The 16,059-nt window shown below is 34.2% G+C and carries 8 protein-coding genes; 1 reads left to right on the top strand and 7 read right to left on the bottom strand.

The features are described from left to right. Positions 1–9: 9 nt before the first annotated feature. From gmk to LBD46_02940, 7 genes are all read right to left on the bottom strand, one after another. Positions 10–618: a guanylate kinase gene (gmk, locus tag LBD46_02970; protein ID MDR2426132.1), complete on the bottom strand. Its 609-nt coding sequence runs from the start codon at positions 616–618 to the stop codon at positions 10–12. A gap of 327 nt (positions 619–945) precedes the next feature. Further along, the gene (phoU, locus tag LBD46_02965; protein MDR2426131.1) at positions 946–1,602 is read right to left on the bottom strand and encodes a phosphate signaling complex protein PhoU; all 657 of its coding nucleotides are present in this window, start codon (positions 1,600–1,602) and stop codon (positions 946–948) included. Between the two features lie 67 nt (positions 1,603–1,669). After that, positions 1,670–2,437, bottom strand: a complete 768-nt coding sequence (pstB, locus tag LBD46_02960) for a phosphate ABC transporter ATP-binding protein PstB (GenBank protein MDR2426130.1) — start codon at positions 2,435–2,437, stop codon at positions 1,670–1,672. After that, positions 2,427–3,278 carry a phosphate ABC transporter permease PstA gene (pstA, locus tag LBD46_02955; protein MDR2426129.1) on the bottom strand — a complete coding sequence of 284 codons (852 nt, stop codon included), beginning with the start codon at positions 3,276–3,278 and terminating at the stop codon, positions 2,427–2,429. The genes pstB and pstA overlap by 11 nt, the downstream gene beginning before the upstream one ends. After that, complete coding sequence (gene pstC, locus LBD46_02950) at positions 3,275–4,159, bottom strand: phosphate ABC transporter permease subunit PstC (protein MDR2426128.1); 885 nt, start codon at positions 4,157–4,159, stop codon at positions 3,275–3,277. Before pstC ends, pstA begins: the two co-directional genes overlap by 4 nt. A 72-nt stretch (positions 4,160–4,231) precedes the next feature. Beyond that, positions 4,232–5,035: a phosphate ABC transporter substrate-binding protein gene (locus tag LBD46_02945; protein MDR2426127.1), complete on the bottom strand. Its 804-nt coding sequence runs from the start codon at positions 5,033–5,035 to the stop codon at positions 4,232–4,234. A 25-nt stretch (positions 5,036–5,060) separates the two neighbouring features. Then, positions 5,061–6,287 carry a putative porin gene (locus tag LBD46_02940; GenBank protein MDR2426126.1) on the bottom strand — a complete coding sequence of 409 codons (1,227 nt, stop codon included), beginning with the start codon at positions 6,285–6,287 and terminating at the stop codon, positions 5,061–5,063. Positions 6,288–6,614: 327 nt separating this feature from the next. Between LBD46_02940 and LBD46_02935 the strand changes: the two genes are divergently transcribed. Then, entirely contained in the window at positions 6,615–16,046 is a 9,432-nt protein-coding gene (locus LBD46_02935) for a hypothetical protein (protein ID MDR2426125.1), read from the top strand. Positions 16,047–16,059: the final 13 nt, after the last annotated feature.

The following is a 16,059-nucleotide window of genomic DNA, read 5'->3' as shown; positions in this document are numbered from 1 at the left end:
TTAATTCTCCTAAAAATATTTTTTTCCTTTTTTTATCTTATATTCCAAAGATTTTATTATTGTTGATACGGATTTCACGGCCTTTTCAAAATTGTCATTTATTACTAAATATTCGTATTTTGGAAACGATTTAAGCTCTTTTTTGGCATTTTTAATCCTTTCTTTTATAACTTTATCACTGTCTGTATTTCTGTATCTAAGCCTTTTCTCGATAGTTTTCAAATCGGGAGCCATTATAAAAATCATGCATGCCTGAGGGTACTGCCTTTTAATATTTATCCCACCTTGCACGTCTATGTCAAGCAAAATGTTTTTACCGCTTTTTAAAGTTTTATCAAGAAAAGATTTCAGAGTTCCATAATAATTGCCGTGAACTTTGGCCCATTCAGCAAATTTTTCTTCTTTTATCATTGTTTTAAATTTAGTTTCACTGACAAAAAAATATTCAATGCCATTTTTTTCATGTGATCTGGGAAGTCTGGTCGTAGCTGAAATGGAGTAAATTGTATTTTTATCTTCTTTTATAATTGCATCGCATATACTGGTTTTTCCCGCTCCTGACGGCGCCGAAACAACTATGATACTGCCTTTTTGCAACTTTTTTATAGTTTTTGACATAATATCGTATTTTATTAAATCCTTAAAATAAAATCAAAAAAATTGACGAATTCAAGCTGCTAATGCAACAGTAGAGTTGAAGTAAAGACATCTTGAAGGGTAAAATAGTTGAGGCATTCTGTTGGTATGTTGTTGAGCCAATATTCTATTTGCTGGATTTGATTAAACATATCTTTGATTCTTTGCTTGTCTTGTCCACTTTTCCACAGTTAGACAATCTTATTCACAAAGAGAGAAAACAACAAAAACAGAAGCAATGGTTTCGATATTAAATCCTTATTAAAGATATAGAACGTCTCAGACAAATTTTCATATTTTTTAAACACTTTAAGCATCCGCCTGATGATGTTTGACTATCATGCCATCAGTGAGATATATGACATCTTCACAAATATTTGTCGCCAAATCGGCTACTCTTTCAAGATTTGAAACTATGTTTATAATTTTTAACGCTCTGCTTACGGTTTTAGGTTCTTCACTCATAATGTAGGTAATTTCGTCAACGGTTTTTATTTTTAAACTGTCAACTTCCCCGTCATTTTCCAAAACTTTTTTTGCAAGATGCATGTCCTCATCTACAAAAGATTTTATCGCGTTTTTGAGCATGCTGACAGTTATCTCGCTCATTTTCGGTATATCTATAAAAGGCTTCACGAAAGGATGTGAAATTAAAAATAAGCCGTTCTGAGCTATATTTACCGCATGATCCGCCATTCTTTCTAAATCGTTGCTCATTTTTATGGCGCTTATTATCATTCTCAGATTTTTTCCGGCCGGTTGGTATCTTGCAATATAATTTACACAGATTTCGTCAAATTCAATTTCATATCTGTTTGCAACGGCTTCTTCTTTTTCTATTATATTGTGCAGGACGGCTTCGTCCCTTTTCATTGTCCGCTCAAGGCTTTCAACAATCATTTTTTCAACGTGTTCAGCATAATCAATTATGCCTTTTTTCAACAGGACAATTTTTTCTGAAAACATTTTTTCTCTCCATAAATTTTTTATTTTACATTTTCTTGCTTTTAAATTTTTTAAAAGAGGCAGCGACTTAACCAAACTTTCCCGACAGATATTCTTCGGTTTTCTTTTTTTTCGGCGCTATAAACATTTTATCTGTAGAATTAAATTCTATAAGCTCACCTAAATACATAAAAGCCGTATAAGCTGAAACTCTTGCCGCCTGCTGCATATTGTGCGTGACGATGGCGATTGTGTAATTTTTTCTTAACTCCAAAATAAGTTCTTCTATTTTATTTGTAGAGATAGGGTCAAGGCTGGCACAGGGTTCGTCAAAAAGAATGACTTCCGGTTCTACGGCAAGACATCTCGCTATGCACAATCTCTGTTGTTGCCCTCCAGAAAGTTTTAAAGCATTTTCATGAAGTCTGTCTTTAACTTCATCCCATAAAGCTGCTTTTCTCAAAGATTTTTCAACGGTTTCAGTTACGGCCTTTTTACTTTTTCCGCCGTTTATTTCCAAACCGTAGCTTATATTTTGAAATATGCTTTTGGGAAAAGGATTGGGTTTCTGAAAAACCATCCCTATTTTTCTTCTTATTTTTACGACATCGGATTTTTTGTCTAAAATATCTCCGCCGTCAAAATAAATGTTTCCTTCGACTTTGGTATTTGGTACCAAATCGTTCATTTTATTGAGCAGTCTAATAAAAGTCGATTTGCCACAGCCCGAAGGTCCGATTAAAGCTGTAACTTTTCTATCGTAAAAATTAATGCTCATATTTTTTATGGCTTTTTTGTCACCATAATAAAAGTTTACACATGCTGCTTCTATTCTGATATTTTGTTCAATTGACATAAGAACTCCCATATTTATTTCTAAGAAATATCGCAATGGATGAAATCATAAGCACCACAATCAAAAGTATAAGAGCGCAGCCGTAAGCTATGACAACCTGCTGTTCCGGTTTTGTCCCTTCGGTCATAAGCGCATATATATGATAAGGCAGCGCCATAACTTCAGAAAAAATCGAATCGGGATAACCTCTTTTATAAAAAGTTGCCGCAGTAAAAAGTATCGGCGCGGTTTCGCCAGCAGCTCTTCCTATGCTTAAAATAACTCCTGTCATAATTCCCGGAATGGCTGCAGGAATTACAGCTTTCCGTATAGTCTGCCACTGCGTTGCTCCAAGCGCAAAAGAGGCTTCTCTTATAGAGTATGGAACAGCCATCAACGCTTCTTGCGATGCAGAAATGACTGCAGGAAGAATCAATATTCCAAGTGTAAGACTTCCCGATAAAATCGAAATTCCAAAACCGAAAAACTTGACAAAAACAGCCAACCCAAACAGTCCAAAAACTACGGAAGGAACGCCCGCCAGGTTGTTTATGCTCATTCTTATAATGTTTACCATATAACCTTTGGAACTGTACTCATTTAAATATACGGCACAGGCCAGTCCGAAAGGCAAAGCGAAAATTATAGCTCCGATCGTCAAATAAAAAGTTCCTATAATCGCCGGCGCTACGCCTCCAGCTGTCATTCCTTTTCTCGGAACAGACGTTAAAAATTCCCAAGATATTACTGGAAGACCTCTTGAAGCAATAAGATAAATTATAGTGACTAGAAATATCAGTGTTATTACAATACTTGCCGTTATTAAAGAAAATCCTAAAATTTGAGCTATTTTATTTTTCATCTATCTAAACCTAACTTTATTCTGTATTTTCTGCTTATTATTTCAGCTGTGGCGTTAAAAATAAGAGTTATCAAAAATAATATTAAACCTATTGCAAAAAGCGAATGGTAATGTATGCTTCCTACTGCGGCTTCTCCCATTTCCGCGGCGATGGTTGATGTCATCGGACGGACAGGGTCAAAAAAAGATTTAGGTATAACCGCCGCTCCTCCGGAAACCATTAAGACCGTCATCGTTTCACCGACAATTCTGCTTACCCCCAATATCACGGAAGTAGAAATTCCAGACGCGGCCGCAGGTATGGTAACTTTTATAAGCGTCTGCCATCTGTTTGCACCTAAAGCGAAAGAAGCTTCCTTAAAACTTTTCGGCACAAAGCTTAAAGCATCTTCCGATATACTTGCTATCGTCGGGATTGCCATTATGCCGAGCACTAAACTCGCTGTAAAAGCGCATAATCCCGTGGGTATGGCAAAACTTTTTTGTATCAGTGGAGCCACTATAAGCATTCCGAAAAAACCATATACTATCGACGGTATGCCAGCTAAAATTTCTATAAGAGGCTTTAAAAAATGTTTTTGCTTGATTGACGACAGTTCATTTATATACAAAGCCGTTCCTATGCCCAGCGGAACACATACAAACATCGCACCAGCCGTAACCCATAAAGACGCCATTATTAAAGGCAAAATTCCGAATTCTGCAGGTTCGTGAGTCGGATACCATTGGTTACCAGATAAAAATTTTAATATATTGATTTCTGCTATAACGGGAACACTTTCTTTAAATAAAACGAAAATTATTCCCAATAAAAAGAACAATGAAGCAAAAGCCAAAATTGCGAAAAGCATTTTAATTGATTTTTCTTTAAAATTATTCATTCGTTTCCTTTATAATGTGCGGCGGGGCGGCGGGGTATGTGCCGCCCCAATTCGTAAAGCGCCATCGGATATTTATTTCAACGACACAAAACCTTCCTCTGTCACTATGGTCTGTCCGTCATCGCTTAAAATAAAATCTATGAAATTTTTTGTTTCTCCTTTTGGCTCGCCGTTAGTGTACATATATAAAGGTCTTGAATAAGCGTATTTGCTTTTCAAAACTGCTTCCACACTTGCTTCAATGCCATCAACAGCTACAGATTTAACTGAAGATGTTACATAACCCAAACCTACATATCCTATTGCTCCGGGAGTCGTCGAAACCGAAGTTGCTATAGCTTGATTTGAAGCCTGCATCAGAGCACCGCTTACGACTTTTTGTTTGTTTAAAGCTAGCTCACTGAAAGATTCAAAAGTTCCGCTTGCCGAATCTCTTGAAATTACAACTATTTTCTCATTTTTTCCGCCAACCTGAGACCAATTTGTTATTTTTCCAGTATAAATGTCCGCTATTTGTTTTTTGGAGAGCGCGGATATGCTATTATTTTTATTCACTATAACTGCAATTCCATCCATGGCTATGACAAAAGCTTTTGGCTTTACTTTTTTCGACGCGGCGGACTGAAGTTCGTTGTCTTTAATCTCTCTTGATGAATTTGCTATATTGCACGTTCCTGAAATTAATGAATTTATTCCCACTCCAGAACCGCCGCCTCTTACCGTGATATCTGCGGAAGAGTTTGCGTCCATATATTCTTCTGCTGCTCTTTGCGCTATCGGAAGAACCGTCGTGGAACCTTCAACAACAATCCTTGCGGCTGACAAGTTGCCAGCACATAAAATAAACGCCAAAGCTGCGATTATTAATTTTTTCATTTATTTTTTCTCCTTGTTTTAAATTTTAAAATTTATAATTTAAGTCGAACTGGGCAAGACTTTTAGGATTTTTCGACCCATCAATCTGTTCCATTTGATAATAGTCGAACCCAAACGACAGATTTTTGGCAATGCCCAAAGTCAATATGACTTCATAGCCTTTACTGTTTCCTTTTCCTCCATAAGCATCTGAATCACCCAATCCCAAAGGAACGGCATATTCTTCCAAATATCTGTTCATAGCTTTAATCTGCCATGTTCCAAATTCCGCAATCTTATCACTTCCGAATTGAAAACCAAAAACGCGGCCTTCAAGATTATTTTTGTGAACGGTATCATCGGTATTTTTGACATAATCGCCGAAAATACCTAAAGTTAAGCCCGCGATGACTTCTTTCAACTTAAGTTCTATGCCCGGATTAATACATCTGAAATCCGAATCGTTGGGCAGCAAATAAGAGCCTGACTCGTTTGAAACAACTTCTCTATCTTTCATATTAAACTGCTGATAAGAAAGACCAAACTTCGCGCTGAAATTTCCAGTAGCAAAAGAAATTCCAGGCTGAATAATATATGTGTCGGGCATTATTCTTCCGTTTCTGCCTTCATTTAAAATATACCAGCCCGCATTGGCAAAAATATTTATTTTTGAACCAGCGCTTTTGTTAAAATTGACAGCAAAACCGTCGGGATTAATATCGGTATCCCAGATTAAATCTGTGGGATTCCACAGATGCGTTCCTCCTTTGACTTTACCGCCGCTTATTTTAAGGCAACTCACGGGATCATATTGCAAATATGCATAATCTATAAATAATGGTACTTTATTAAATGATTGAAAAGTGTGATTTGTCGATGTAGGATTTTTGTCTCCACTTCCTCCGAGAGCTCCGCTGGCGATTCCAAACGCCGCTTTAATGCTTTCAACAGGCCTTGTTTCGATTCCAAAACGAAGTCTTAATCTTTCTCTGTTTCTTGTATTTGCACCGTCCCAATCGACTTGGTGCCTTACCCTTATATCCCCTTTAATAGACATATTCTGTATCCACGCAGGAAGCGTAGGATTCAAACCACTTGCAGTGAGCTGCCTTGTAGATTCTTTTGTTTCCGTAACAACTTGCTGCGCCTCCCCGTATGAAATAAGACCTTTTTCAGCAAGCATATTTGCAAGCTTGTCAACTTCTCCGGCAAAAGATGTTCCTGATAAAAATGCCGCAGCCACTAAAACCGATACCACTTTTGAAAACTTCATTCCTTTTCCTCCCTTTTTTGCGGACATTTCAAGTCCGTTATTCAAAGACTCCGCTTCGGATTTTGTCTCTTCACAACAAAATAATACAAAACGTAAATTAAGAGAAAATAAAGGAATTGTTAATTTTTCGTTAGCAATAAACTATTCATAAAAAACGCTCACCAACTTTGCGCATGCTTGTCCTTTGTCACAGCATAAAATAACAGCATTTTCAGCCAGTCACATCGCTTTTAAATTCCATCAAATATTTTTAACCCATTTTTAACAAAACATTTATAAGTTCTTAATTTCTGTTTCTTATCATATGACAAAAAGGAGATTTACATCATGACTATCTCAAAAAAAATTATAACTCTAACGATTTCTTTATGTATTTTTTTAATGGCATCTTCAGATATATGCCACGCTTTTACCACAAACAATAAAAATGTCGTATCCGACATTTTCAGCGGATTTACAGTTGTCGATTCATCATATAAGTACGACACTCCTCTCATAATATTCGTAAACGATATGCACACAAATCCAGATATTCAAAAACTAATATTCAATCTGCTTTCAAAATTACATGACTGCGGTGTTTTAAATTATGTTTTTGCAGAAGGAGCGCCGCATGGTAAAATAGATATTTCAAATATTGACGGCAAAGATGATGGAAAGAAAAAAATCATGGATATATTTCTTTTTTCAGGACTTGCCAGCGGCGCCGAAGTTTTTGCCGTAAATAATGATTTTAGAAACATTTACGGACTGGAAGATTGGGCTATATATGTAGACAACTTAAAGACAGCCTCCAAAAAACATGAAAACAATGAAAGCTTCCTGTCAGCCATGAAAGAAAGATTATATTACGGCGCCGGCAAAAAAAGCCGCGGCATTATAAAAACCATAGAAGAAGTAAAAAATCCTGACAAAAACACGGGAAGATCTATACGCAAAACCGGAAGCATCTTCGGAGATTTTTCCATAGATTTAAAATATTATGATGAAATAAACAAATATTTAACAATAGCTCAATTAAAAGAATCTTTGAATGAAAAAAATGCTTACAAAGATATATATTCTGTATGGGAATTTTTGAAAAAGAATATTCCATATTCAGAATTTGTTAAGTTGACAGAAGAACCATCAAAAAGCGGAAGCGGCAAATTTCTGTCGGATTTATATGCACTATTAAATACCCGTTTCAATGATATCCTAATACAGTTTCCAAATTTGGCCAGGTTGTTATACCTCAATGAGCTTAAAAACTCTTTAAACCCAAACAAGCTCATATTGCAAACAGAAATATTGCAGGACGGCATAATCAGCTCTTCATATGCGGATGCAGATGTATATTTATATTTTCTTATGGATATTTTGGATAAATACAAAACCCTTACTGTGTCGGAAAAAGAATTTTATTATGTTTTGGAAAATAAAAGTTCGATTTTGAAAACTTGTTTCAAATATTTAAACAAAGAAGATTATCTCAAAATATCCGAGATATTATCCGACGACGAAATAGTCAAATACTATGAAAACAATATTTTACGTAACAGCATTTTTTATAAAAATATCCAAAGGACGCTTGCAGGCGAAACCCCAAAAAATAATATTATTTTTAACAATAAATCGTATAAAAGCGTCAATGTGGCGGTAATAGGCGGTTTCCACGGGACAACTGTCGATTTGATTAAAGATGATTTATCCTATATATCTTTAATGCCTACTGTATGTGAAACTTCGCAAAATTTATATAAAAGCGTTATTCAAATATCCGCCGCGTCAGTTTCTTCAGCACTGGCACCACCGCTCATAAGTATAGGCTTAGAGGGAAATAATTTTAAAGCTTTAATCGATTTTTGGGCAGGTTTTGACAATATCTACTCGCAAAAAACGATTAAAGCCGTAAACGACTGGTTTTCCAAAAGAAAAATTCCATTAAAAGCCGCCATAGATAAGAATAAGAGAATAATCATAAATAATATTGAAAATAAGCAAGAAACAAAGCTAAAAAGTTTTTTAAATCCAATAAGAAATCTTCTTGTCAAAATTTTTAATAAGCAGAAGCAAAAGCAAAATATTATTAGAAATTACTCAACAAGAGAATCCGTTATCATGAACGAATATTCAAAAACTTTGGATTCTTTAAATGGTGCCATGCCAGACATTGTACTTATATGCGTTAAAAACAAAGACGACATAAAATACTATAAAAACGCTCTTAAAAAATTGAAATCTTTAACTCCTCTCGGAAAAGTCAATTTTAAATTTATTCATGTCAGCGATAACGGCACGGGAGCGTCTTTTGTAGGAATAGCACAATATATAAAATCGTTAAAAAAGCGCATAAGATTTAAAAATATAAAATACAAGCAATGGTCGGATTTAAAAATATGCGCGATTAATATAGACGGTTTAGACAAATCGGCGGTATGCAGAGAACTGCCATTCAACTTTAACGCAAGAAAAATAACTTCGCTTGAATTAAGCATTTTAAACGGGGTAAGAGCGTGTCAGTCATTCGGCGGTAAAGGTGGAATCGCTCTCATGAATCCAGGAAATGTCTATATCGGAAATATGAAACCCGAAAGCGAAATAACAATAATATCTTCAATGGCAAGTTACAACGAAATATTGAATTACAAAATGCCGTGGATAATGAAAGACGAAACTGGTAAAAAAAATATTCCTAAAATATACTATAACTTCGACATTGAAAAAATAGGTGACAAACTTGAAAGAAAGAGCCTTCTGGAAAAAGCTTCCTATCTTGACAATAGGGAAATCAGACAATTCGAAACCACCACCGGCAATATTTTATTCAGATTTGAAGATGAAAATATTTATCTGTCATTTTGGGAACATATATCAAAACTCTACAGCTATATTTATGGAAATGAAAACGCGGCAAATTTCCCGCCTGCGCTTGATTTCATACAGCATATTCTCATACCTGTTTTAAGAATGAAAAATCATGAAGATTCTTTATCGTATTTCGTGAAAATGAGCATAGATAAAGAGTTTGGTGAATTTTATGAAAATTATTCGTCATTTTTTGATTCGCTACTGAATCCAAATTTTCAAAACATTATAGAAAACATAAATATAAGCACTTATAAACAACCCCATTCTCTTTATGTCAGTCTGGAAGAAACAATTTTACCGCAGGATTTTATTGAATATGAATATACCCCTGCTTCTGATTTTTTGCAAAAAGCGAGCGATAACACTTTTATAAATTCCATAGAACATTCATACAATCAGCTTTTCCAAACAATCATCAATACGAGATTGAAAAAGAAGAGTTACGATACTCAAAGAAGAAAAAGTGTTTTAATCTACAAAGACATGGTCAAAAAATGTGAAACAAATATAGAGTTAATCGACAAATATATCGCTGAAAACAGCGGAATACCTCCCAATGACGCACAAACTCTTAAAAATCTCAAAAAACTATTTATATTGTCCGGATATTATTCGCTCGAATATTTAAGAATCTTGGACAGTTTTGAGAATATATCGATATTCGGCGGATACATATTTCCTAAATCATCGATATTTGAACGTTCAAAGATAATGCATTTTAACAGAATGATATTCGGCATGCATACAAATTTCCAAAAAGAGAAAGAGTCTCTCAGAAAACAAATTTTTAAACTTTGCGCATTAGGCAACTCTATAAGTGGTTCCATGTATGACTATTACGCTCTTTTATACGATGTAAATACATTTATTATTGAAAAAGAACATCCTGCAGAAAAAACATATTTGGGCATAGAAAAAAGATGGGGAGATAGAAAAGCCATACAGCGAATATTGTCGATATTTTTGACCATACAATCTCTTGCATACGCTTTTATAGCCGCACTTGCAAGCGTACACGGCAATTTGCTGCTGATAGGGCAGACGGGCGTAATAGGCACTATCATCTTTTCACTTTGTACGGGACTTGGATTATCCGTATTTTTGCACAGATTTATGATTTTTATCGGCAAACGTAATAAATTCTATTTGGAAAAAATTAAAAATTTTTCAAAAACTGACGAAGCATATTTCAAAAAGCTCAAGTACATCTCGGATGAAGATACACTGCTTATAGAAATATCAAAAGATTTAGAAGACTTGAAAAATGCCGTATCAAAAGACAATTCTGGACTTTTGAAAAAAATTCACAAAGCCGAAGAAAAAGTACAATTATATTTTAAAGAAGGAGACAAACGTACTCTTTCGCAAATAAGAGAAGAACTTTCAAACATACTCACTGAAATAGATGGAAATGCTCAATATAAAGCATTTTATTCAAACATATATTTTCAAAATCTCGTTCTTCCTTCGGAAAACTCAATGCAAAATCTTGCCTCTTCAATGCCACAAAAAGACATAGTAAATGCCTCCCAAAACTATTTATTAAAATGGCATGGCGTATTATATTCCGGCGATCTAAACGTCAATACGCTTGAAATAATGAGAAAATATGCTTTACAAATTATCAAAATCACAGTCTTTAACAAAGATATTTTTATACCAGAAAACAAAGAACAGATTATTTCGATAATACAAGATTTCAGCCTGCTTTATAACGCTTCTATGGATAAAATCAAGAATATGACAGATTTAGAAAAAGAAAGCGCCGTTCTTGAAATAAAAAGCTTTGAAGAAATTGGAAAATATGCACAATCGTATTATAAAGCTCTCAGTTATGCCATGAATGCGGACATTTTAAACGGTTACAGAATATCAAAAAACACAAAATTGTTTTTTCTTGAAAAACTTAAGATACTTGCGGCAGTAAGATACGTAATGGGAATAAATTTTGGCATTTATGCTTCACAAAAAGGATTTTTAAAGTCTATGCATAATTTAATAAATATCGGCAACGCTCTTGTACCCGGATTATATGATAATGAAAAAATCATATCTTTTTCCGAACAATATCTGTATGCCAAAAGCCACCCGAAAAAATTTGACATAGGGATTAACGAGCCGTGGAAATTCAGAAAAATGCTGACAAGATTGTTTCCGCTTATGTTTTTTCTAATAAACTCCATCGGGAACGGTTTTTATGAAAGTCCTTATAGGTTTTTTATGGTTTTTATAACAGGAGTCGGAGTTTCCATAGTTATGCATTGGATTTCAATAGTTTATGGCTTGCTTTACACTAAAGTGTCAAATATAATTTACGGAATAAAAAATGAAAAACCAACATCGGAGCATCCAAGAAATGAAATAATAAAAAGCAAAGCCTCTCAGCTGTCAAAAGTCCGTTACGGAAGAGTTCCCGATGTACTTTTTATCTCAATAAGTTCTGATAACGTCGGTATAAATGAAATAAAGGAAGCGATTAAAAAGATAATGTCAAAAGGAAACTTAAAAAATGTAAAAATTGAATTTATAATAAATTCTGGTCCGTCGGACACAAATGTTTTGATAGAGATTCTTTCTTATATAAACTCAGGAGAACTTAAAATAAAATATCCCGAAACAGCGGATAAAGATATATCGGAAATTGAAGCAATAATTTTAAATATCGGAAACTCAAATCATAAAAATATTTTAGATGAAATCGCTTTTGCGATAAATTCGGAAAAGACGACACCGCTCGAAATATCCTTGCTTAACTCCGTAGGACTTATTCAAAACAATGTGAAAAAAGGTTCACTAGTAATTGCAGATCCTTCTTATGTGTATTTGGGAAATTTAAAACAGTCCGGAGACATAATGCTTTTAAGCGCGCAGGCAAGTTATGAGCAGATACGATCGCAAAATCTTCCTTTATTTATAGCAGGAGAAATAGGCGAAGAAATACCTGGACAGAGTCTTATAAAAAAAATATATAAAACTTTTGAACCAGAACAAATTCCAGACAATATGCTCAGAAAGACTTTAGAAAATATCATAAAAAAGCAGGGTAGCGAAGAACAAGTATCAACGTTTTCCGGGCTTATGTCAATATCCCTCAGCGGAGTCAAAGCTGAAGGTTTTGCACATTACATAGACGCTTTAAGAAATTTTGTCGAAAACTATGAAGGAACTAAATTTCCGATAGATTTTTTTCACCATATCATGATACCTTACATTATGTTAAACAACGGAGAATCGGCAGACGTATATCTGTCCAAGATGGCAGCTTCTATATCCAACCGTGGAACAAGAAAGCAGTATTATGACTTTTTTTCTAGGATATTTGCTTTGCATAAAGAATTTTATATCAATTCCGAGAGACCGCTAAAAATAAATATCGTACAATCGCCCGAAACTATGTTGAGCAAAGCTGACCCGACAAATGAATATTATAATTTTATAAAATCATTTTTGGAAAGATATGAGGATAAAAAAGAATTTGACGATGATCTGCAAAAAGTTGAACGTTCGTCAATCCTTACACCCTGCTTAGCTTCCATAAAACATACGTTAAACCCTATATCCACATCAAATAAACTCGCAAATGAAGTAACACAAAATATTTCGCACACTCAAAAGATATGTATTTTTTTGTCTCCGAACTTAAATCCGGATTATAAACGGCACGCTCAGGTTTCACGACAAGCCGGAATAAATTCCATAAGCGCGGTTTTGGAAAACAACATCGAAAATTTTGGAGAAGATGGAACGATTATCAATATTCCCATTGAAGACACAGAAGTTTCGGCAAAAGTCATAATAAAAAAACTTGCCGATGATTGTCCTATCTTAACTTTCGCACCTTTATACAGCGGAACTCTCAGTGAAAAAGAATGCGAAATAATAAACAGTATATTGTCGCAGGAATATGACAATGGCATAGATGCGTTAAGAAAAAGAGTTTTTCTAGGAAGAGGTATGTTGGCATTTTTAAAAGAGTCTTTATCCTCGGGAAAACAATCAGCTAATTTTAAAGGTATTACAAAGCAGTCATTGCAGAATAATCTGATTTCGCTGATATCGATAGACGGTGCCGGCGTTTTTGCCAATCCTCAAACCATAGACGACATATTTTTTAACGACGAAACACTTAATAAAATAAATTTCTGCAGTATTTATATAAATAAAAACATAAGTGAAGATATTATAGTTTTTCCTCCGGAAGAAAAAATACCGTTAAAGCTCCCACAGGAAGCCGAAAACTTTAATATTATCGCAGAAAAAACCATTTGTCTCGGGCTTATATCGGCATTGTTTTCCAAAGCAGCTTTCATATTAAATTTCGGGCGCAGCATAAACGCGGAAATAGATTCACAGGATTATAAGCTTGTAAAGCTCGATAAAAACATTTTTTATACCGATGCAAAAAAATACATAAATTCTTTATTTGATGTGATAAGTGCTTTAACACCAAAAAATGGCGAAGAAAACATAGAAACCTCTACGGAAAATACGACTCAGAGAATAATTCCATCATTAAATTTAAACATTGTATCGGATATTCTTGTGCTCAACAAGCTTGCTGACCCAGCAGTTATCAATTCGGCGATTATTTCAAATTTATATGCCGAGACGGATAAAGGTTCAGTAATAGGAAATATTTTTAATCCCATGCTGGCCGATTTGAAAATGGAAATGAACAGAATAGGATATAAAGACAACAGTTTTCTCGGGCTTATGTTTGAAGAAAAAGCCGAGCTTAAATCTTGGAAGAATGTTCCATCAAGATTTTATGCAGCAGGAATATTGTTGTCATATTTGAAAACAAAACCGAAAGAAGTTTCAGAATTTGAAAAATTTAAAAAAACGAATTTTATTACAAATTCAGAGAAAGGGTTTGAATATATGGCAGCTTTAATATTAAGCGGAAAAAATTTTTTGACCGATGAAGAAATTGTCGCAGTAAAATCCGCATACGCGCATAAATGGGATAATGCCATCGAACAAATCAAATATATGGAATATATGGTTTTCAATCAGCTTAGAGAGTCCTGCAAAAAATTAAAAGAAAAGGGAATAAAACTTTTTGTCAAAGTAAACTTGATGACTTTAGCACAATCCGCAGGTTCAAGCGATGGTTTTCTCGAAAGCTGCAACAACGGTGAAAAAATATTATTTGCACAGTATAACGGAATTTCAAAAGAATTCGCAGTTATAGAGAAATTAAATTTTTTAAAAGAGAGCATTTCTTTTGACGGATTTCTCATAACAAATATAGATTCCTATAAAGACAAACGACATATCTGTGAATATCTTCGCAAAAAACTTCAAAATGGTTTAAATGATAAAACGATTCTTATATATGAGGACAACGATACCGAGATATATCAGGGGAAAGAAAACACTTATGCGTTAACTTCAAAAAATGTTCAAAACGCCATATACAAAACAGGCATAAGCGATTCTACCGGTGTTGAAGAAATGCTGTATACGATAAAAAACTGCGGTTTTGACCATATAAATTTCACGTTATCTTTTTTCTCCGATGCTGCAATAAAGCTGGAAAACATAAGCCGCAGTAAAAGAGAAATGAAAAAATCTTTTTATTCTGACCAGCTGCAATATTATATGCTGGGATACAGAGAAGCAAAGAGAAATAAAACATTATCGGCAGAAGCAGGGAAAATAATTATATCCGATGAAGAAAAGGTCGTATATAAAATCAAAGCAAAGGGCATTCTTATTTTCAACGCTATTTATTCGTATATAAAAACTAACGGAAAAGAAGGCGAAGAGTTTTTTGCTTATATTTCTGAAGGCAGTTCTCTTTTTCAAATCGCAAGAAAATATTTAAGCAATTTTGACAGCACTTCCCCCGTAATGCGTTATATAGACGTTCTCGAATTAAAAAACAATCACACAATCGCAGAAAATAAACACCTTTACACTATGCAGCTGATCGGTTTCGTGAATGGACTTATCGACGGCAAATATAAATCTGTAAACGAAGAGCTTCCGTCTAAGGTATCTGCTTTTGCCGACTCGTTTTTTATAAAAGATAACTTTATAAATTATATTCCACAGACAAGCGATATAATGTCTTTATACGGTTTATATTTAGGAGGCGGAAACAAAAACGCTTTTGCCTCAAAACTTTATAAATATTTTAAAAACTGGCAAACCATCTCAGATAACGGAAGCAATACGGTATTATTGTTATGGCTTATAGAACAATTTTCATTATTTTGTAACGATTTATATGCTGAAGAAAAATACGAGCTTACAAAAAAAATAATCCCTTATTTAGACAATATTGTCGAAAAATGCAGATATAACGAAATAGATTCTCTTGAGTCCGAAGCTTTGTATTTAAACGCTTTGATAATTTGTTCGTCCGCGAATAAAATCGTCGGACATTCAGCGCGTGCGGACTATCTGGAAGATGAAATATACCTGACAAAAAATTCGATAAAAGAAAAATATTTTGAAAATACCATAGAAAATTATTATTCACCTGACATTCTTATGCTTTTCTCTTTAAGTGCTTTGATAAATATAGATGATTTTAACACATATATAAAAAAGTCCGCTGCAAAATTCAAAAAATATGCGTTAACAGAATACGGTGCAATCAAAAAAGGCAGCGCATACCCGTTTTATCTGTACTATTATCTTATGCACGTATCGCATTCGGAAAGAAAAACACTGCTTGAAACTTTAATTTTATATCTGGAGGATAATCTCACTCTTCCGGAATTTTTTGTCAAAAAAGAAGGTTTTGCAAAAGGAGGGGAATATAGAGGCAGAGTTTCAGCTGCATATTTCGCAATGATATTTAAAATATATAACGAAAGGAGAATTAAAATAAATTTTGAAAAAAATAATTATAACGGCTCATTGAGAGCAGTAAAAAACATACTGTTTGCAGCATAAGAAAAATATCGGG

The organism is Candidatus Endomicrobium procryptotermitis (assembly GCA_031279415.1).
In the GTDB taxonomy this organism is placed as follows: Bacteria; Elusimicrobiota; Endomicrobiia; order Endomicrobiales; family Endomicrobiaceae; genus Endomicrobium_B; species Endomicrobium_B procryptotermitis.
Note: the sequence above shows the minus strand (reverse complement) of the source record. Positions and strands in the feature narration are given on the sequence as shown.

Excerpts from the sequence above, each read along its gene's own strand:
- pstA (MDR2426129.1), bottom strand. The coding sequence starts at position 3,278 with ATGAAAAATAAAATAGCTCAAATTTTAGGATTTTCTTTAATAACGGCA.
- LBD46_02935 (MDR2426125.1), top strand. The coding sequence starts at position 6,615 with ATGACTATCTCAAAAAAAATTATAACTCTAACGATTTCTTTATGTATT.
- LBD46_02945 (MDR2426127.1), bottom strand. The coding sequence starts at position 5,035 with ATGAAAAAATTAATAATCGCAGCTTTGGCGTTTATTTTATGTGCTGGC.
- phoU (MDR2426131.1), bottom strand. The coding sequence starts at position 1,602 with ATGTTTTCAGAAAAAATTGTCCTGTTGAAAAAAGGCATAATTGATTAT.
- pstC (MDR2426128.1), bottom strand. The coding sequence starts at position 4,159 with ATGAATAATTTTAAAGAAAAATCAATTAAAATGCTTTTCGCAATTTTG.
- pstB (MDR2426130.1), bottom strand. The coding sequence starts at position 2,437 with ATGTCAATTGAACAAAATATCAGAATAGAAGCAGCATGTGTAAACTTT.
- LBD46_02940 (MDR2426126.1), bottom strand. The coding sequence starts at position 6,287 with ATGAAGTTTTCAAAAGTGGTATCGGTTTTAGTGGCTGCGGCATTTTTA.
- gmk (MDR2426132.1), bottom strand. The coding sequence starts at position 618 with ATGTCAAAAACTATAAAAAAGTTGCAAAAAGGCAGTATCATAGTTGTT.